The 19,123-nt window shown below is 64.4% G+C and carries 20 protein-coding genes, 1 tRNA gene and 1 pseudogene; 7 read left to right on the forward strand and 15 right to left on the reverse strand.

The annotated features are described in order from the left end of the window. Positions 1-104: 104 nt before the first annotated feature. The 5 genes from M3I54_RS21280 to glnT form a co-directional block, all read right to left on the reverse strand. Positions 105-1,538 (reverse strand): APC family permease, encoded by a 1,434-nt coding sequence (locus tag M3I54_RS21280; protein ID WP_254339514.1) that lies wholly within the window; start codon positions 1,536-1,538, stop codon positions 105-107. Between the two features lie 77 nt (positions 1,539-1,615). Further along, positions 1,616-2,977, reverse strand: a complete 1,362-nt coding sequence (locus M3I54_RS21285; RefSeq protein ID WP_254339517.1) for an FMN-binding glutamate synthase family protein — start codon at positions 2,975-2,977, stop codon at positions 1,616-1,618. A 26-nt stretch (positions 2,978-3,003) separates the two neighbouring features. Next, the gene (locus tag M3I54_RS21290) at positions 3,004-3,693 is read right to left on the reverse strand and encodes a protein glxC (protein ID WP_254339525.1); all 690 of its coding nucleotides are present in this window, start codon (positions 3,691-3,693) and stop codon (positions 3,004-3,006) included. After that, positions 3,681-4,589 carry a class II glutamine amidotransferase gene (locus tag M3I54_RS21295; RefSeq protein WP_254339527.1) on the reverse strand — a complete coding sequence of 303 codons (909 nt, stop codon included), beginning with the start codon at positions 4,587-4,589 and terminating at the stop codon, positions 3,681-3,683. The genes M3I54_RS21290 and M3I54_RS21295 overlap by 13 nt, the downstream gene beginning before the upstream one ends. A gap of 12 nt (positions 4,590-4,601) precedes the next feature. After that, positions 4,602-5,990: a type III glutamate--ammonia ligase gene (glnT, locus tag M3I54_RS21300; protein ID WP_254339529.1), complete on the reverse strand. Its 1,389-nt coding sequence runs from the start codon at positions 5,988-5,990 to the stop codon at positions 4,602-4,604. A 258-nt stretch (positions 5,991-6,248) separates the two neighbouring features. On the opposite strand from glnT, the gene M3I54_RS21305 reads away from it, so the two are divergent. Next, the gene (locus tag M3I54_RS21305) at positions 6,249-6,851 is read left to right on the forward strand and encodes a helix-turn-helix domain-containing protein (RefSeq protein WP_254339532.1); all 603 of its coding nucleotides are present in this window, start codon (positions 6,249-6,251) and stop codon (positions 6,849-6,851) included. Between the two features lie 228 nt (positions 6,852-7,079). On the opposite strand, the gene hutG is transcribed toward M3I54_RS21305, so the two are convergent. Then, on the reverse strand, positions 7,080-7,904 hold the full coding sequence (hutG, locus tag M3I54_RS21310) for an N-formylglutamate deformylase (RefSeq protein ID WP_254339534.1): 825 nt from the start codon (positions 7,902-7,904) through the stop codon (positions 7,080-7,082). 37 nt (positions 7,905-7,941) lie between these two features. Then, a complete protein-coding gene (locus M3I54_RS21315; protein ID WP_254339535.1) occupies positions 7,942-8,907 on the reverse strand; it encodes a LysR family transcriptional regulator in 966 nt (321 codons plus the stop codon). 190 nt (positions 8,908-9,097) lie between these two features. On the opposite strand from M3I54_RS21315, the gene M3I54_RS21320 reads away from it, so the two are divergent. The 5 genes and pseudogenes from M3I54_RS21320 to M3I54_RS21340 all read left to right on the forward strand — a co-directional run. Continuing rightward, entirely contained in the window at positions 9,098-10,285 is a 1,188-nt protein-coding gene (locus M3I54_RS21320) for an FAD-binding oxidoreductase (RefSeq protein ID WP_254339537.1), read from the forward strand. A gap of 45 nt (positions 10,286-10,330) precedes the next feature. Further along, on the forward strand, positions 10,331-11,104 hold the full coding sequence (locus M3I54_RS21325; RefSeq protein WP_254339539.1) for an electron transfer flavoprotein subunit beta/FixA family protein: 774 nt from the start codon (positions 10,331-10,333) through the stop codon (positions 11,102-11,104). A 2-nt stretch (positions 11,105-11,106) separates the two neighbouring features. Continuing rightward, positions 11,107-12,048 carry an electron transfer flavoprotein subunit alpha/FixB family protein gene (locus M3I54_RS21330; RefSeq protein WP_254339541.1) on the forward strand — a complete coding sequence of 314 codons (942 nt, stop codon included), beginning with the start codon at positions 11,107-11,109 and terminating at the stop codon, positions 12,046-12,048. Continuing rightward, positions 12,045-12,401 carry a HutD family protein gene (locus M3I54_RS21335; protein WP_254339543.1) on the forward strand — a complete coding sequence of 119 codons (357 nt, stop codon included), beginning with the start codon at positions 12,045-12,047 and terminating at the stop codon, positions 12,399-12,401. The genes M3I54_RS21330 and M3I54_RS21335 overlap by 4 nt, the downstream gene beginning before the upstream one ends. Before the next feature lie 5 nt (positions 12,402-12,406). Beyond that, positions 12,407-12,655 (forward strand): annotated as a pseudogene (locus tag M3I54_RS21340) (electron transfer flavoprotein-ubiquinone oxidoreductase); the annotation flags it as partial. 3 nt (positions 12,656-12,658) lie between these two features. Here M3I54_RS21340 and M3I54_RS21345 read toward each other — a convergent pair. The 6 genes from M3I54_RS21345 to M3I54_RS21370 form a co-directional block, all read right to left on the reverse strand. After that, the gene (locus M3I54_RS21345) at positions 12,659-12,910 is read right to left on the reverse strand and encodes a hypothetical protein (protein ID WP_254339545.1); all 252 of its coding nucleotides are present in this window, start codon (positions 12,908-12,910) and stop codon (positions 12,659-12,661) included. Between the two features lie 105 nt (positions 12,911-13,015). Further along, positions 13,016-13,357 (reverse strand): DUF6566 family protein, encoded by a 342-nt coding sequence (locus M3I54_RS45150; RefSeq protein WP_309249629.1) that lies wholly within the window; start codon positions 13,355-13,357, stop codon positions 13,016-13,018. A gap of 14 nt (positions 13,358-13,371) precedes the next feature. Beyond that, positions 13,372-13,785, reverse strand: coding sequence for an Hsp20/alpha crystallin family protein (locus M3I54_RS21355; protein ID WP_254339549.1), 414 nt, complete (start codon positions 13,783-13,785; stop codon positions 13,372-13,374). 34 nt (positions 13,786-13,819) lie between these two features. Continuing rightward, positions 13,820-14,260 (reverse strand): Hsp20/alpha crystallin family protein, encoded by a 441-nt coding sequence (locus M3I54_RS21360; RefSeq protein WP_254339550.1) that lies wholly within the window; start codon positions 14,258-14,260, stop codon positions 13,820-13,822. A 306-nt stretch (positions 14,261-14,566) separates the two neighbouring features. Then, positions 14,567-14,639, reverse strand: a tRNA-Lys gene (locus M3I54_RS21365). A gap of 45 nt (positions 14,640-14,684) precedes the next feature. Next, entirely contained in the window at positions 14,685-15,248 is a 564-nt protein-coding gene (locus M3I54_RS21370) for an Hsp20/alpha crystallin family protein (protein ID WP_254339552.1), read from the reverse strand. 227 nt (positions 15,249-15,475) lie between these two features. On the opposite strand from M3I54_RS21370, the gene M3I54_RS21375 reads away from it, so the two are divergent. Next, complete coding sequence (locus tag M3I54_RS21375; protein WP_254339554.1) at positions 15,476-16,120, forward strand: diguanylate cyclase; 645 nt, start codon at positions 15,476-15,478, stop codon at positions 16,118-16,120. A 63-nt stretch (positions 16,121-16,183) separates the two neighbouring features. On the opposite strand, the gene M3I54_RS21380 is transcribed toward M3I54_RS21375, so the two are convergent. Further along, entirely contained in the window at positions 16,184-18,310 is a 2,127-nt protein-coding gene (locus M3I54_RS21380; RefSeq protein WP_254339556.1) for an acetate--CoA ligase family protein, read from the reverse strand. Positions 18,311-18,324: 14 nt separating this feature from the next. Further along, positions 18,325-19,107, reverse strand: a complete 783-nt coding sequence (locus tag M3I54_RS21385; protein WP_254339558.1) for an enoyl-CoA hydratase/isomerase family protein — start codon at positions 19,105-19,107, stop codon at positions 18,325-18,327. Positions 19,108-19,123: the final 16 nt, after the last annotated feature.

Here is a 19,123-nt window from a genome sequence, read left to right on the forward strand (position 1 = left end):
TGAGAATACGCTTCGCGAGTTGCAACGGCCGTCCCGGCTGCATGGACCGACCTCCGGTCCCCAGCCGGTGCAGACAGGCGGTCCAGGGAGCGCGGTTCAGTCATTTACTTTTTGCCGTGAGTCATCACGTCGCTGGTTTCCAGATCGTGTTCGATCTTCTCGAGCACCTGCGGCGAACGCTTCTTCAGCATGAGCAACCAGACCGTGCCGACCAGCATGTACGCCACGAACAGATACGGCAGTATGTTATACGGATAGTCCGGCACCGGATAGACGCTGCCGATCACTGCGCCGACCATCGCCAGCGCGCCAAGCACGCTCCACAGCACGTTGACCGGCTTGAGCACGCCCAGCTTCTTCAGATAGATAGGCGCGGAAACCGCGACGAGAAAATAGGTCACCAGAAAGCCAAAGGTGGCGAACGTACTCGTGTAACCGAAGGTATTGAGCGGACCGGTGCCAAGCATCGCAATGCACACAACGAGCGTCACGATCGAGGAAAACGCCACAGCGAGATACGGTGTCTGGTGCGTGCGGTGAATCATTCCCATCGAGCGGTGCACGAACTGGTAGCGCCCCATGGAGTACAGCAGGCGGCTGGACGAGTTGATGCACGCAAGGACGCACGAGAACGCGCTGACCGAAGCGATCAGATAAAACACCGGGCCGAGCGGCGAGGCGCCGACGCTTGCAAGCAAGGTAGTAAGCACGGCCGAATCGGCACCGAGCTTGGCTGCATCGTCGTGGTAGGCGATCGTCATCGAATAGGCGACGAACATGAAGAACAGGCCCGACAGGATCACGCTCCAGACCACGGCGCGCGGAATGATGCGCAGCGGGTTCCTGGTCTCCTGGCCGAGCGAGGCAGCACTTTCGAAGCCCACGTACGAGAAGATGCCCAGCACCATGCCCTGCGCCATACCCTTCCCGCTCACGCCCTGCAGGCTCAATTGCGTATGGTCGATGATATGGTCAGGATGCAGGGCGAGCACGTAGATCAGCACGCCGCCCACGATCACCACCGAAGCTGCCTCGATTGCCAGTGAGAGGCGCGAGGAAAGCTTCACGTCGCGTGCGGAGAAGAACCAGGCGAGAGCAATGAAAACGGTGTAGACCGCCCACGACGGGATATTGATGCCCCAGGAAGAGAAGGCATTCTGCACGAACACCACACCCGCGGCACCTACCCCCATCGCGGTGCCCACATATGCCGCGATCAACCCCCAGCCGGCCATGCCCCCTGCTATCGGCCCCAGCGCGCGCGAAATATAGATGAAGAATGACCCAGCGGTTGCAATCCGGCTGGAGAGCGCGATGATGCTCATGCTGACAAGCAGCAGCCCGAGCGTCGAAAGTCCATAAATCAGCCAGGTCCCCGCGCCCGCCAGCGCCGCGATCGCGGTCACATTGATCGAAGGCGTAAAGGTTGGCGAAACGTTTGCGATAGATTGGCCAATCACCTCGGCAAAACCTAAAGTACCGGCACGCAGGCCGGTTGACGATGCCGGCGCTGCCTGTGTGGTGCTTTGCGTACTCATGTAGGGCTCCTGAAAGATTGGTGATTTAACGGACTTTGCTTAAATTTCCCAGAGTCAAAAATTCCAGCCAACTGAATTTAATTGTTCCAGCCGGGAATCCACGAAGTGCCCGCGAGCGGCACGCGTGCCATCGCTGCGGCTTCCACGGTCAGGGCGACCAGATCCTCGGGCTCGAGGTGATGCACGTTCTGCTTCCCGCAGGCACGCGCGATCGTCGTCAGCTCCATGTTCAACGTCTTCAGGTAGTTGCGCACACGGCGCGAACCTTCGTCGGGCAGGACGCGCTGTTCGAGAACGGCGTCCTGTGTCGTCACGCCAACGGGGCATTTACCGGTGTGGCAGTGGTGGCAGAAGCCCGGCGACGTGCCAAGCGCTGCATAGTCGGCAGCCGCCGAATGCAGTGCGCCGTTCTGGAAGTAGCTGTCACTATTGCAGCCGAGTGCCATCAGCATGCCCTGCCCGATCGCGACGGCGTCTGCACCAAGCGCCAGCGCCTTGGCTACGTCGGCTCCCGTCCGTATGCCGCCCGACACGATCAGCTGCACCTGCCCTTTCATGTCCAGTTCTTCGAGAGCGTCCACCGCCTGGCGAACCGCAGCCAGCGTCGGAATCCCGACGTTCTCGATGAAGCAGGTCTGTGTAGCCGCGGTGCCCCCCTGCATTCCGTCGATCACGACCACGTCCGCGCCAGCATGTACGGCAAGCTTGACGTCGTTGAACGTGCGGGTTGCCCCGACCTTCACATACACGGGCGTGTTCCAGTCAGTAATTTCGCGCAGTTCCTGGATCTTGATCGCCAGATCGTCGGGACCGGTCCAGTCCGGGTGACGGCTCGCCGAGCGCTGGTCGACGCCGGCTGGCAAGGTACGCATCGCCGCCACGCGCGGATTGACTTTCTGCCCGAGCAGCATCCCGCCACCACCCGGCTTTGCGCCCTGGCCAATCACGATTTCGATCGCGTCGGCACGGCGCACGTCGTCCGGATTGAAGCCGTAGCGCGACGGCAGGCACTGATAAACCAGCGTCTTCGACGAGCGGCGCTCCTCCTGGGTCATGCCGCCGTCGCCAGTGGTCGTGGACGTGCCCATCGCCGTCGCGGCCTGCCCGAGCGCCTCCTTGACGTTCGCGGACAGTGCGCCGAAGCTCATGCCCGCAATCGTGACCGGAATATCCAGCACGACAGGTTTCTTTGCGAAGCGAGTGCCCAGCACAGTCTGGGTCGAGCACTTCTCGCGGTACCCTTCGAGCGGATAGCGCGACAGCGAGGCGCCGAGAAACAGCAGGTCGTCGAAATGCGGCACGTGGCGCTTCGCGCCCAGACCGCGAATTTCATAAAGACCTCGCTGTGCCGCCGAGTGGATATAGTCGATCGTCTTGCGGTCGTAGCCGTGCGACTCTTCGTGCTGCAAACGAACGAATTGAACGGGTTTGGCATCCATGGGGAACCTTCTCAGAGAGCGTGTGTTCAATATTCCTGGTTGGCGTCGGCGTTCCAGTGATAGAGCGTGCGTGCCGACGCGATTCGCTTAAAGGACGCTGGATCGTGATCCAGCCCGCCCGCCGCGAGCAACACGCGCACTGCGTCGAGATCGGCATCGCTCATCGGTTCGTACTGCGCGTCCGCCCCGAGCGATTTCACTTCGCCGCGCACGTAGAGCACTGCTTCATAGAGCGAATCGCCCAGCGCGTCGCCCGCGTCGCCGCATATCACCATGCGGCCCGCCTGTGCCATGAAGGCCGAGAAGCTGCCCACCGAGCCGCCCACCACGATGTCGCCGCCCTTGAGCGAGATTCCGCAGCGCAGACCCGCGTCGCCGTCGATCACGAGCAGTCCGCCGTGCGCAGAAGCGCCCGCGCCGTTCGAGGCGAAGCCTCGCACATGCACCTTGCCGCTCATCATGTTCTCGGCGACGCCCGTGCCGGCGCTCCCCTCGATCACGATCGTCGCCTGCTGGTTCATCCCGCCGGCGTAGTAGCCCGCGTGGCCCTTGATCGTCACATGCAGGTCGGCATCTAGGCCCACGGCGATGTTGTGTGCCCCATTCGGCGACGTGACGGCGATGCGCTGCCCCGCCAGCGCCGCGGTGTCGCCGTGCAGGTATTGGTTCAGGTCCCGGACCGTCTGCGTATCGAGGTCGAAATTCAGGCTTTCCATACGTACATCTCCTCGGGAGCGGGTTCGAAGACCTTCGCATTGCGGATATCGGGCAGATGCGCGAGCGAGCGAAACTCCGAGGCAATCGCTACGTAGTCGTCGTTCTCCGCGACCACGGCCGGCTTGCACGCGAACGGATCGCGGATCAGCGCGAGCTCGGTCGTCGTGCCCATCAGGAACGTATAGAAGCCGTCCAGGTCCTCGAAGCCTTTTTGCAGCGCCTCGGGCAGCGCATCGCCCTCGCGCAAACGCCATTCGATGAAACGGCAAGCGGCTTCGGTGTCGTTGTCGGTCTCGAAGTGGATGCCGAGCGGCTCGAGCTTGCGCCGCACGCCATACGGGTTCGAAAGCGATCCGTTGTGCACGAGGCAGAAGTCCTCTCCCGCCGTGAACGGATGCGCGCGGTCCGGCGTGACGGCCGATTCCGTGGCCATGCGCGTGTGGCCGACGAGGTGCGAGCCTTTGAGGTTCGCGAAGTCATAGCGCGCGGCCACTTCGGCCGGCGAGCCGATGTCCTTGTAGAGGTCGATCGAGCGTCCAGTGGAAAGCAGATAGAGCTTCGGACAATGCTCGCGCAACCACACCTTGACGCGCTCCGCATCGCCCTGAAGCGTGAGCACCGCATGATTGCCCTTCGCGTCGAAGCGCGCGGTGACGTCCATGGCGTGATTGAGTGCGTCGGCGAGTGCGGCCCAGGGAAATTGCGCGCCCTCGTCCGTGAAGCCCGCGTAGAGGCTCAGCTTGCGCTGGGTCGCATCCACCTCGCTGCCGAACACCGCAAGCCCCGCCGAATCGGGTCCGCGCTCGGTCATGCCGATCAGCATCGGCACCATCAGCTCGCCGAGCCGCTCGCGTAGCGCCGGCGTCTTCACCAGCAACCCTACGATTCCACACATTGTGTGTTCTCCTTAGAAAAATTCGAGGTAGCTCTTGAGTTCCCAGTCGGACACGTGCCGCATGTATTCGAGCCACTCCATGCGCTTGAGCTTGAGGAACTCACCGGCCACGGGGCCGAGCGCTTCGCAGATCAGCGTGTCCGCCTCGAGCGCGTCGAGCGCCTGCTCGAGGTTTTGCGGCAACACCGCAATGCCGTGCGCGGCAAGTCGCTCCGACGACCACTCGTAAAGGTTTTCGTTTGCAGGCGCGCCCGGATCGAGTTGCCGGTCGATCCCGTCGAGCCCCGCGGCAATCACGGCGGCCGTTGCGAGGTACGGGTTGCAGGAGCCGTCCGGCAGACGCAGTTCGATGCGCTCGCCGGGCATGCGCACCATGGTCGAGCGGTTGTTGTCGCCATAACTCACATAGGCCGGCGCCCACGTCGCGCCGGTGAGCGAGCGCCCCACCACGAGGCGCTTGTACGAGTTGACGGTCGGATTGCACAGCGCGGTGAGCGCGGGGGCGTGCGCAAGAACGCCGGCGGTGAACCGGTAGCCGAGCTTCGACAGGCCCATGCCCAGCGGGTCGCCGCCGTCGGCGAACAGATTGCGCTTGCCGTCGCCGATCGAGATGTGCATGTGCATGCCGTTGCCGGGCCGGTTCGCGAACGGCTTCGCCATGAACGAGCAGATCATGCCTATCTCGTTGGCAATCTCCGACGCGGCCATCTTGAAGAACACGTAGTGATCGCACGACGTCAGGCAGTCGGTGTACGTGTAGTTGATTTCGAACTGGCCGTTGGCGTCCTCGTGGTCGATCTGGTAGACGTCGATGCCGACCGAGCGCAGTGCTTCGGTGAGCCGCTCGAGAAACACCCGCGTGCGCGATAGCCCCTTATAGTCGTAGCACGGCTTCGCCAGCGTGTCGCTGGGGTCGCACGGTTCGAGGGTTCCGCTAGCGGAGCGGCGCAGCAGCGAGAATTCCGGCTCGAGCCCTGTGAAAAGGGTCCAGCCGCGCTCGGTCAGGCGTGCTACCTGGCGCTTGAGCGTGACGCGTGAATCGAACGGCCACGCTTCGCCGTTCACGTGCCCCTCGCAGACGATGCGTGCGAGGCCCGGCTGCCACGGAACGGGCGTGAGCGTCGCGAGATCGCCGACTGCCATGAAATCGGGGCCGTTCGGCTCGATGCCGACACCCCAGATCGCAAACCCTGCGAAGCCGGCTCCCGCCTTGAGCACCGTCTTCAAATGCGCGACCGGCACCGACTTGGCCTTTGCGACACCATGGATGTCGACGAACTGCGCCAAAACGTATTTCACGCCCTGCTGAGCAAGCCAGCCTTGCGCGTTTTCTGCCGAGTCGAAACTGGGCACGCTTCCGGGCTCGCTGAGCGGCAGCTTACTCGCGTCGTTCAGATTCATCGTCACTCCTTGCACCAACTCCGTTTGCGGTTGAAAGAGGCTGGGCACATCGCGCCTGGGCCGGTTCCGGGGACTTGCTGGCCATCGTTCAGGGCGCTCACGCGCACCCGCCATTGCACTCGTTACGCACTTCTCGTTACGCGCTCCGTCTGGAATTCCTTTTCCTCCCATGCAACAATGCTTCATGACGTGAAACAGCCGGCGCGCGCCACCGCGTGCCGGCCAGCTACGCGTCAAGCATTTCTACCGAGGCCGATCATGCACACTGGGGACGACAGCAAAACTGCGCTCGAGCGCTTTCTGGGCGCCACCATTCGCGACTTGCGCCAGCGCCACGCGCTGACCATCGCGCAGGTGGCCGAACAAGCCGGCATCAGCCGCGGCATGCTCTCGAAGATCGAGAACGCGCAGACCTCGACGGGGCTCGACGTCCTGCACCGCATCGCCCAGGCGCTCGGCGTCTCCCTTTCCGCGCTCTTTCGCAACTTCGACGTGCCGCAAGGCGACGCGCAACTCGTCAAGAAAGGCGCGGGCATGGAAGTCGTTCGCAAGGGCACCAAACGCGGCCACACCTACCATCTGCTCGCCTACGACCAGGGCCCGCGCAAAGCCTTCGAGCCCTTCCTCATCACCCTCGAAGACGAAGCGGAGCGTTTTCCGACCTTCGAGCATCCGGGCACCGAGTTCATTCACATGCTCAAGGGGGTGATCGAATACCGCCACGGCCAGCAAACCTACATCCTCCATCCCGGCGACACGCTCACCTTCCAGGCCGATATTCCGCACGGCCCCGAGCGCCTCATCAAGACGCCCATCCAGTTCCTGTCGATCTTCATCTATCCGCCGGGAACCGCCGAGTGAGACGCAAGCCTTGCAATCTCGCCTGTGCTGCTTCTTATGCAACGTCCGTGCCATGTTTATCGTCATGAACTAAAAATTCCTGCTGATAAACGCCTGGCGTGCACGCCGGCCCTGTCCCGCTTACCTTCCCGATTCGCTCGCACCGGCGTTTGCCTGCTGACGGTGCGCGGTTTTCCTGCCTGCCGTGCGCTGCTGCACTGAATCGGGACGCGGGCTTACGCTCGATTATCAGAAATACTTATGAACGCGGAGCGTCGGTGCGAGCGCCTTCACCGCGTCGAGCGCCGCCCCAACCATGCGGGAAAGCGTGGGCTGCATGGCTTCGGCGAGTTCCGCCCTGTAGTCGAATGGCGCATGCTCGTTCATGTAGGTGGACTGGCACATCTCCAGTTGAACCGCATGTATGCCGCGTTCCGGCGCGCCGTAGTGGCGAGTGATGTAGCCACCCTTGAAGCGGCCGTTCGCGACCCACCTGTACGGGCTCGCGGCCATCGCATCGACAGCGGCCTGCTGCACCGCTGCCGCGCACGTGCGTCCGTCCTGCGTGCCCAGGTTGAGGTCGGACAGCTTGTCGTTGAACAGGCGCGGCAGCACGCTCGCGATGGAATGCGCTTCCCAAAGCAGCACGTTCGCGTGACGCTCGCGCAGCCGCGCAAGCTCCGCCGCGAGCGCGTCGTGATACGGCTGCCAGTATTGCGCGACGCGCGTGGCCCGCTCCGCCGCGTCGGGTGCGCAGCCGGGCTTGTATATAGGTTCGCCGCGGAACGTTTCGCCGGGGCACAGGCCTGTCGTCGTCTGGCCCGGATAGAGGCTTTCGTCGTCAGGCGGCCGGTTCAGGTCGATCACATAGCGTGAGACGCGCGCGCCGATCACCGTCGCGCCAAGCTCGCGCACAAAGGCATAAAGGCGATCGAGATGCCAGTCCGTATCGGCAACGGTGAGCGCTTCGTCCGTATACAAATGGCGCAGTGCCGCGGGAATCCGCGTGCCCAGATGCGGAATCGATACCAGCAACGGCGCGTCGCCGCGCTCCAGCGAAAACAATTCGGACATCGCTACACTCCTCTCGTACAAAAATATTGCAGATCCGCTACATCAATGCGTCTTCGGGCAGTTGCGGCAGCGCGCGCGCGAGTGCCGGCCTGATGGGGGCGTCCAGCACGCGCCGCGTCAACGCAACGATCTCGTGCGCAAACGCGTCCCACTCGCCCTGCCGATGCAGCAGGAAGAAGTCGCGCCGCCCGAGCCGTCCGGCCGGCAGCGGCAACACGGCGATCTCGGGCAAATAATGGCGCGCCTGCCAGAGACACAACGGCGTGGAAATCGCGAAGCCGAGCCGGGCCGCGACGAGGCTCAGGAGCGGATCGGTCGCGTCGAATTCATAGCGGCGCGGACTGTTGATGCCGAGGTGCCGCGCATAGCGCTCGACCTGCTGTCCGATCACCGAGCGAGGCGTGTAGCGGATCATCGGCATTTCGAGCACAAGCGTGCGCCAGTCGATGTTCCCGCGCTCCGCAAGCAACGCGCGCGAGACGACCACGACGAACGCCTCCGAAAAAAGCGGCACCTCGACGATGCGTGCGTCGTTGAGGGTCGTCTGCGTGCACACCGCGAGATCGAGCTCGCGATCGTGCAACTGCTTGCTCAAGCCAGGGGTCAAGCCGGACCACAACGCAATCTGCCGTGCCGAGCCCGACACCGCGCGAATCAGCTCCGGGCCCACGGTCGCCGCGAACGAATCCACGCAGCCAAGCCGTACCGGCAACGTGCCCGCGTTCGATGCGTCGCCAATGCGCGCGCTGACCATCTGCGCATGCTCGAGCAGCGAGCCTGCCAGTTCGAGCAGCGCGCGGCCCGCGACGTTCGGCCGTGGAGGCCGGCTTTCGCGATCGAACAGGACCACGCCCTGATCGCGCTCCAGCGCCGCGATGGCCTGACTTACTGCGCTCTGGCTCACGCCTAGCTGCTTGGCCGCGCCGGTCATCGATCCGGTCTCGCACACCGCGAGAAAGGCCTGCAAGGCGTTGAGGTCGATAGGCGCGTGGGTACGTCTCATGAGGAGCTCCACGGATGTTTGTGCAAATGACGCGGGCCGCTTTGCGCTCCGTCTGCGCATGATGCGGCCCTGGACGGCCAACACGCGGAGGATCAGTGCTTGCGGTGATGAGCCATAAGTTTGCCTAATACAAAATAATGGCGCGCACCTGGGACGCAGAATTTGCCCATCGTTCACCCACGGGGGCCCCATGAGCCACTTTGACTATGTCGTGATCGGCGCCGGCGTGATCGGCACGTCCGTCGCCCACCATTTCGCCGCGCTCGGCGCGAAAAGCGTTCTCGTCCTCGATCAGGGCACGATCGGCGCGGGCACCACCTCGCAGTCCTCCGGGCTGCTGCGCACGCATTACTCGGTGCGCCAGAACGTCGAACTCGCCCGCGCTTCCTGGTGGGCCTTCAACAATTTCGCCGACTATCTCGGCGACGACGAAGCCTCCTGCGGCCTCGTCAAATGCGGCTACATGATCAGCGCGCCCGAGGGCGACAAGCTCGACCCGCTGGCAGCCTCGCTGCGCGCCCAGCAGGAAATGGGCATCGAGGTACAACTGCTCGACCGCCAGACGGCGCAGGCGCGCCTGCCGATCGCCACCTTCGACGACGCCGCGCTGATCGGCTTCGAGCCCGAAGCCGGCTTCGCCGACGCCTACCTCGTCGCGACCAGCTTCGCACGCTCTGCGCGCCGCCGCGGCGTGAAGATCATGGAAGGGGTGCGCGTGACCGGCCTCGTGCGCGAAGGCCGCCGCGTGGTGGGCGTGCAAACGTCGGCGGGACGCTTTGGTTGCGGCACGCTCGTCAGCACGCAAAACATCTGGACGCCTGAACTCTCCGAATGGATCGGCGTGCCGCTGCCGGTTAAGCCCGAGCGCCATACCGTGCTCGCGCTCGAATGCGAAGCCGCCCCCTACACGTTCGCCATGCCCGCGTTCAAGGACCTCGGCTCGCCGGGCATGCTCTATTTCCGCAGCTACGGCGGCAGCCAGATGCTGGTCTCCGAAGGTGTAGTGGGCGAAACGCTCAATGCGCCCGAGACCGAGCAGGGCGAAATCTCTCTCGACTATGTGGCCGAAGTCGGCGCACAGGTGGCCGAACACTTTCCCGCCTACGAAACGGCGGGCCTCGCCTCGTCGTGGACCGGCGTGTACGACGTCACGCCCGACTGGAACCCCGTGCTCGGCAACGTTGCCGACGTGGAAGGCCTCACGGTGGGCTTCGGCTTCTCGGGTCACGGCTTCAAGCTCTCGCCGGGCATCGGCAAGCTGCTCGCCCAGCACGCGCTCGGCCTGCCCACCGACGTCTCTCTCCAACCGTACGCACTCGAACGCTTTGCAAGCGGCGCGCTGCTGACCGGCAAGTACGGTCTGGGCGCGGTGTCGTAACGCCAGCACGCAATGTGCTTTTGCATGCAAACAGGAGAAAAACAGATGACTGTCCGCATTCTCGTGCCCGTCAAGCGCGTGGTCGATCCGAACGTGCGCGTGCGCGTGAGCGCAGCCGGCGCGATCGAAACGGCGGGGCTCAAGATGTCGCTCAATCCGTTCGACGAATGCGCGCTCGAAAAAGCGCTGCAACTGAAGGAAGCCGGGGTGGCCTCGCACGTCACGGTGCTGACCTGCGGCCTGTCCGCGCACCAGGACGTGCTGCGCACCGCGCTCGCCATGGGGGCCGACGACGCGGTGCTGATCGACACGGGGGCGGCCACGGCCACGCTCGATTCGCTCGCCGTCGCGCGGCTCGTGGCCGCACACATGAACGAGGTCGACTACGGTCTCGTGCTGTGCGGCAAGCAGGCCATCGACGGCGACGTGGGCGGCGTGGCCGCCATGCTCGCCGCGCTGCTGGGCTGGCCGCAGGCGCTCAACGCGAGCACGCTCGACGCCATCGACGGCGGCTGGCGCGCGAGCTGTGGCGACGATGCGGGCACCGCCACGTGGCAGCTCGACGGCCCCGCCGTGATCAGCGCCGATCTGCGCCTGGCCGAGCCGCGCCGCGTGACGCTGCCGAGCATCGTCAAGGCAAAGCAGAAGCCGCTCGCCACGCGCGAAGCGGCGGCGCTCGGCGGCGTGTCGAACGCCCGCAGCCACGTGCTGAAACTGAACGATCCGCCCGTGCGCGGGCCTGGCGTGAAAGTGGACAGTATCGAAGCGCTGCTCGCAGCGCTCGCCGATCAACGCGTATTCGAAACCGTGGGAGTTTGACTATGAGAACGCTGGTCCTGGCCGACACCGACGTGGGATCGATTTCCAATGTGACGCTGCGCGTGACGGGCGCGGCGCTGCAACTGGGGCAACCCCTCGATCTGCTCGTATTCGATGCGTCGAGTGCGGCAGCGGCGGCGCATGTGAGTGGTGTCGAGCGCGTGCTGGTCGCATCCGCTGGCGCAGCCGATGCGCTCACACCGGAAACGATCGCGGCGCAATTGCACGCCCTCGCCGGAGAGTATTCGGCGGTGCTCGCGGCGCACCGCGCCTCCAGCCGCGCTGCATTGCCGCGCGCGGCGGCGCTCACCGAAGGCGCCTTTATCGCCGACGTGATCGCCATTCGCGAGCGCAGGCAGTTCGTGCGCGGCCTCTATGCGGGCAGCGTGGTCGCGACGGTGACGAGCGCCACGGCGCGCACTTATGCGAGCGTGCGGTCTTCGTCATTCGCGCCGGTCGCGGCGGAAGGCGGCGCGGCGCAGGTCGTTGCGCTCGCACCTATTTCGCCGTTCACAGCCACGCGGCTAGTCGAGCGCCGCGCCGCCGGGCAGAGCGGGCAAGACCTCGGCAGCGCGCGCGTGGTGGTCGCGGGTGGACGCGGCCTCGCTTCACAGGAGAACATGGCGCGCCTCGGCAAGCTCGCCGACAAGCTCGGCGCGGCGCTCGGCGCCTCGCGCGCCGCCGTGGATGCCGGCTATGCGCCGAACGCCGCGCAGGTCGGACAGACCGGTCGCAGCGTCGTGCCCGACGTGTATGTGGCATTCGGCATCTCGGGCGCGATCCAGCACCTCGCCGGCATGAAGGACTCGAAGTTCATCGTCGCCGTGAACAAGGACCCGGACGCGCCGATCTTCTCGGTGGCCGATGTGGGGCTTGTCGGCGACCTCTTCGACGTGGTCGGCGCGCTCGAATCTCACGTGCAGCGTGCGGGGACGAGCGCATGAGCGCACGCCTGCCCGCTCCTTCTGCTGATGCAAGCGCCGCCGAAGTCTGCGCCGTGCGTTTCATCGACGGCACGCGTCTGCCGCCCGAGCCTTGGGCCAATGGCGCAGGCACGACGCGCACCCTCGCGCGCGGCGCGGAGCAGCTCGGTGCCCCGCCGTGGCGCGTGAGCATCGCGACCCTCGATGGCCCCGCGAAGTTCTCGCAGTTCGCAGGCTACGACCGTACGCTGCTGCCCATCGACACCGCAGCGATCGACCTGCATTCGCAGGACGGTCAGTTGCTGGCGCGCGCCGGCCAGCCAGTGCATTTTTCCGGTGATCGTGAGTCTCGCCGGACAGTGGAATGTGGATAGCGCGTTACAAGGCGCGCAACTTCAAGCAGTGGATGAGCAAGGGCCTGTACCTGGGCACGCTGATGGTGGGCATCGAGCAGAAGCTGCTGGGCGGCAACGTGCCGTGGACGCTGCATCACCAGCATCGCGACCACGAAATGCTCAAGCCCGCTTCGCAGTGCAAGCCGATCGAGTATCCGAAGCCCGACGGCAAGCTCATGTTCGAGCGGCTCTCCTCGGTGTTCATCTCGAACACGAACCACGAGGAGAACCGAGGTCTATATCGTGGGCGCGCTCGCGGACGATTGCATTCGGTGCGCAAGCGCCGGCGGCGTATGGCGATCCGCCAGCACGTCGAGGACTGTCCGCCCCCTTTCCGTCAGGTGCGCGCGCCGCCTGCCTGCGGCGCAGTGTTCCAACATCACCAGTTGCCGTTCGAGAAGCGCGTCTAGCTCGGCGCGGTTCATGTCGAGCTGGTCCGGCGCATGACGAACCAGCATCAGGGTTGAGAATTCGTGTGGACTGAGCATTGCCGTCTACCGTCAAGAATGGAACCGTGAACCGGGGCACCGTGCAGAAAAACGAAGCGGACTGGATACCCGACGCGGGCAGTTTTACCCTGCAGAGGAGCATCTTCACCCGGCTGATTCCGCTGGCCTCGCATCTGCGAAGCGTCCCGCATCGATCGCGCGTATGGCGTACTCGATCGTCTCCCGATGTGCGTCGTCCGCGCTCGCCCAGCGCTGTGCGACGCAAGGCAGGTGCCAGTCCTCGACCGTCTGCTCGCCGCGCCGGATACGCACAATGGCCATGTACCTGCCTGATCCCTGCGGAAGTACGCAGTGCCGCACAGCAATAGCGCTGGTTTCGATCGCGAAGCCCTTCCAGTTCTGATTGCGTGTATCGTCCATGGTTGTCTGAGCGCATGTGCCGAAACGGCGCGGACCCGGCGGGCTGCGCCGCACGACCGGAAACATTCCTGTGCATGTGCCTAACCAACGCTCACCTCGATACGACGGGGTTTCGCTTCCTCACGGCGAGGGATGGTCAGCCTGAGCACGCCATCGCGCAGTTGCGCGTCGATGCGCGAAACGTCGAAGTCCGGGCTGAGCGCGAAGGCGCGCCGGAATTGCGGGTGGCGAACTTCGCCATGCTGCAGCCTCAGCCCGGATGGTGTCGGAATCACCGCCTCCGCCTCGATGGTCAGATTGCCGTCCTGTACCCGCACATCGAGCTTCTCGCGCGGTACCCCCGGCAGGTCCGCATATAGCGTGATGCCCCTGCTGTCCTCCAACACGTCGACTGCGGGCGTGAGGCGGGCCGGCTGCTTCGCGGGTTCGCCGCGCTCACGGTCGGCGATGTCGTTGCGCGTCGCGCCCGTGGCCAGTTCAGTGCTGTCGTTCATGGTGTCCTCCGTGATCTCATGGTTCACACTGTGCTCACTGCACGGTGACCGCGCGCGGCTTCGACGCCTCGGAACGTCCGATGCTGATGGTCAGGCAACCATTTGCATAGCGCGCATTGACGTTCCCGGGATCCGCGTGCTGGGGGAGCTCGATGACGCGCCGGAACGTGCCCATGAAGCGTTCGCTGGCATACACGCGCGTATCGTCACCCGCTTGCCGCTCGGGCGGCCTGCGTTCACCACTGATCGTCAGCAGTCCTTTATCAATCGAGACGTCGATCGCCGCCGGATCGAGCCCCGGTGCAAACGCAACGATCTCGACACTGTCGTCGGTGCTGCCGATGTTGAGTAGCGGAAACGTCTCGGTGCGTGTAGCGCGCAGGCTTGCGGGAAACCCCGCAAAGAGGCTGGCCATCTGCCGTTGCAGGCGGTCGAATTCGCCCAGCAGATCGGTGCTGAAGAAGGGATCGCTCATGACTGGCTCCTGGAAAACCGGGGCCGACACGGAGGACGAACGGAACCACGCGCCGAATGGAACCACGCGCTCCAGTCCGCCTGTCCGTGGGAAACCCCGCCGACAAACAAATCGAAACACGCAGCGCTTGTCGCGACTGCCTGAGCGATGGATAAAATAGCGCATAGAACGGAAATTTCAAGAGGCGCCGCAGCATGTCACGAGCGAAGTTTCATAGACGATGGCGACAGGCTTCAGGGACCGGCGCGAGTTTGCGCACGCCGCAGCGTCCCGTGGCCGCTGCGACGCACAACCCCCGGTTTGATGTGGGCCGTACTGGATTCGAACCAGTGACCAACGGATTAAAAGTCCGCTGCTCTACCAGCTGAGCTAACGACCCGGTCGACTTTTACCCTCGCCGTCACAGCGCTTTCCCGTGCTTGCCCTAACCGATATCGATCGTCCGGCGCGCGGACGGCGCTGGTTCCATTTTCGGAATCGTCAACGTGAGAACGCCATTGTCGAACTTCGCCAGAGCGCGACCGGGATCGGCGTATTCCGGCATCGGAATCGTGCGCACGAAGCGCCCGTGGGCACGCTCCAGCCTGTAGCAGCCGTTCTCCTCACTGTGTACATCCTGCTTCTTCTCACCTTGGAGCACGATCGCGCCGTCCTCGACGCTCACTTTCAAGTCTTCGCGCTCCATTCCGGGCAGTTCGGCACTCACACGCAGCACCGGTCCTTCATCGACAACGTCGATACGCGGCTGGAAACGCGACGAACTGAAGTCGCCAAACCACCGGTCGAGCGCGCCACGGCCCGCAAACGGGTCAAGAAAAAATTCCTCCATTGCGCGCCATGGTTCGCGTGAAAACAGTCGCGCGATGTCGGGCATTGAGGCACGTTCGTTTTCGCTCGCCGACGTGCTTTCCCGGCCTTGCGCATCGGACTTGCGGGAGGCTGCTCGAAGGAACTTGAAGGGATTCCACCTTTTCGGATCAGGGCTCATCGTATCCTCCTCCATGTTCTGGAAGGACAACCGGATTGCATCGACTGCGCCAATTGCGCGCCCCGGCGACCTCGCGATCTGTAAAGGGTAGCCGCAAGCGCCAGTGATTTCGCACCGGAGTATGGCTGCATGACAGCAACGCTTGTCGCGGCTGCCGGAACGATGCATAAAATAGCCCATGGAACGGAAATTTCAAGTGGTCCTTGCAACATGCCACAGGAGGCTTCATGGACCTATTCGACAGGCTTCGGGAACAGGCCGAAAGCGTGCGCCTGCCGCTCTTCGCGGTCACTGTCAGCGCCGCTGCGCGGGTCAATACGCCGCTCATCGCGATACTCCACTGGCACGGTTTCCGGCGCGCAACGCCGCTCATGCTGCCCGGCGTGGAGATACCGGCGCGGCCAGTCCCCGGCACCGCCATCCAGATTGATGCGCCCTGGCAGAGGGTAGAAGCCGTCGACGCCATGCTGCTCGACGCGGCCTGGCAGTTCGGTGCGTGGGAGGTCGAGCGCATCGAGCGGCGCGGCTGCAATGCGATCGGCGCCGGCGCTGCCGAAGCGCTCGCCTGCCGCCAGGCGTTTGGCGACTACGGAAACGGCATGCCGCCCGACGAAGCGCTCATCGACGGTGCGAATGATCGCGATGGCCTGATGCGACTGGCCGCGCGACGCGGCTACCTGCGGTGGCTCTTCCGACCGGTGAAGGGTGGCGTGTGGCGGGCGCTCGACGAAGCCGACGACAGCCTGGATGCGGACGGCGGTCGGCAGCCGCCCTGCCCCGTGGAGCCGCAGCCGCGCAGCGCGCGCAAGCGCGCCCTCGGACGTACGGTCTACCGCCTTGGGACCGTCCGCCGTATCCTTTTGCCGCGTTGAAATATTTTGTTACATTTGCGATTCGCGCCCCCTCTTGAACCGAGCGTTTGCTGGCAACACGTGCTAGTGCCCGGGTTGCGGGACCTCCGCAAAAGTCTGCCCGATCACCGCGACGCCATCCGCAGCCCGTACGCCCTGGCCCTGAGGCAATGCGAAGATCGGATTGATTTCCGCCTCGATCAGCCGGGAACCCAGCTCGGTCGCCATCCGGGCGAATGCGACGATCGCAGACGCCAGCGCATCAATGTCCGCGCGCGGGCGTCCGCGGAACCCGTCGAGAAGGGGAAACGTCTTCAGCTCCCGGATCAGCTCCAGTGCCTCTTCGTGCGAGAGACCGCACTCGGGATCGAGCATGCGCATCGAGGTGTCCTTGATCAGTTCGGCCGTGACGCCGCCCATGCCCAGAAGCACCGCAGTACCCAGTGGATCGCGATGGAGTCCCAGAATCATTTCGACCCCTCCCGTCACCATTTCCTGGATCAGGAAAGCCCGCACAGGCACGCCCGTTGCCGTTTCAACATCATCGCGCATCCGGTTCAGACGCGCGCCGACGGAACCCCCGGGCACGCCCACGGCAACGCCACCGATGTCGCTTTTGTGCGTGACGGTGTTCGAGAGCATCTTCAACACGACCTTTTCGCCGAACGTACGCGCCGCATCTTCAGCCTGGGCGGCGTCACTGACCACCACCTCCCTCACTGACGGCACGCCAAACCGTGCGAACAGCGCTTTCGCCTGTGCTTCATCGAGCGAGCCTGAGGGGAGTTCGCTCTGGTCGAAATGAACACGCGCGGGCGGTGTCGGCCCCGAACGCCCAGTATGCAACGTCTGGCCATACCGCCACATCGCTTCGATCGCGCTCGTTGCACTTTCGGGGCTCGTGAACGCCGGGACACCCTCACCGTTCAGCAAACGGGTAATCGCCGGCGCGTGCGGACTCACGTACGCGACTACCGGCTTGTTCGTGCCTGGCAGGGAATCGCGAATCGCCCCCGCCATCAGATCGGGCATTGCCAGTCCCGATGATCCGACAATCACGGCGACTGCATCATAGCTGGGACTGTCAAGCAAGGTTCGAATCGCACCACGCAACAATTCGGGCTGCAGGCCGGCAAGCGTGACGTCGATCGGGTTGCGATCGAGCACGGCGTGGTCACCTGTTTGCAGGGCCCGCAAACAGGCCGCCGTCGCATCGTCGGGAGCGGGCGTTTCAAAGCCGGCGACACCCAGACTGTCGGCAACAAGGGTGCCCGCGCCGCCGGTCGAAGTCAGAATCGCGACACGCTTACCCGCTGGCCGCCGGCCGATGGAGAGTGCATTGGGAAGGTCCAGCAGGTCCGCAAAAGTGGCCGCCCGGATCACGCCAGTCTGGCGGAACAACGCGTCGTACATGCGATCCGAGCCGGCAAGCGCACCCGTGTGCGACACGGCCGAACGTGCCCCCGACTCCGACCGGCCAATCTTGAACGCAACCACGGGCTTGCCCGCCTGCGCGGCGCGCAGTGCGGCGGCGCGAAATTTCTCCGGATGGCGTATCGCTTCCATATACAGCGCAATGACGGAGGTTGCGTCGTCGTCGACGAGATAGTCGATGAAGTCCGCCATATCCAGATCGGCTTCGTTGCTGGTCGATACCAGCTTCGAAAGTCCAATGCCGCACGCGGCCGCGCGCGACAGCAGCGCGCCGAGAATGCCGCCGCTCTGGGACACCACACCGATAGAGCCCGCGCGGAAGCCATCCGTTTCCAGCGCGCCGCTTGCCGAGAGTGTGATGCGGTCGGTCAGGTTGACGAGGCCGATCGTATTGGGACCAAGCAGTCGCATCGAGCCTGCTGCCTCCAGCAGTTGCGCCTGGCGTTGCGCGCCCTGCGCGCCGGTCTCTGCATAGCCGCTTGCGAGCACGATAGCCGCGCGCGTGCCGCGCTTCGCCAATTCAGCGACTGCGGCATGCGCACGCTCTGCACCGAGCAGCACGATACCGACGTCGGGCGCAGCGGGCAGCGACGCGACGTCCGCATAGCACGTCAGCCCTTCGATCGCTTCGTAGCGCGGATTGACTGGATAGACGGTTCCCGCGAAACCGTGCTTCTTCAGGTAGGCCACGGGCCGGCCGGAGGTCTTCGAGGGATCGGACGATGCACCGATCACCGCGACACTTTCCGGACGCATCAGATGGGCGATTGCGTTCATGTCGGTTTCCATTCTCATTGCGCCTTGTTCAGGAAAGCGTGCACCGCTTCGCGATGCTCACGGCTCGTATAGCAGACCGCTTGCGCCTGGCTGCCCTGAGCAAATACCTGACTGGCGGACAGTTCATAGCTCTGGTTCAGGAGCGTCTTGCCAAGCGCTAGCGCCGTCGCGGAACCCTGGCCAAGCTCCTGCGCCCAGGCTTGTGCCTCCTCGAGCAACCGCTGCGGAGCACATACGCGATCGGCGATACCGAGGTCGAGCGCCTCCTTCGCATCGACCCGGCGGCCGCTGAAAATCAAGTCCTTCGCGCGCGGCAACCCCACGCGCCGCGGAAGGAAATACAGGCCGCCGCCATCCGGAATCAAACCGCGCCGGATGTAGCTCCATGCAAAGCTGGCATCTTCCGAGGCGATGACGAAATCGCAGGCCAACGCCATGTCCGCGCCAAGACCCGCCGCTGCCCCGTTCACTGCCGCGATGGTCGGCTTGGGCATCGAATAGAGCAGGTTCACGCTGTGATGCACGCGCTGTTGCCGGGACCAGCCGTTGAACGCGACCTCGCCCGCAGGCGCATCCATGCGCTGCGCCATGCCGCTCACGTCACCGCCTGCACAGAAGCCTTTGCCGTTGCCAGTCAGCACGACGGCCCGCACCGCTGGATCAGATGACACTTTTTCGAGCGTGTGAATTAACTCAGTGCGCATGTCGTCAGTGATGGCGTTGCGCTTTTCCGGGCGGTTCAGTGTGATGACCGCGACGCCGGATTCCACTGCAAGTTGAATCATCGGGGTATTCATGATTGTGATGCCTGTT

This window comes from Paraburkholderia sp. CNPSo 3274, assembly GCF_024206475.1.
Lineage (GTDB): Bacteria > Pseudomonadota > Gammaproteobacteria > Burkholderiales > Burkholderiaceae > Paraburkholderia.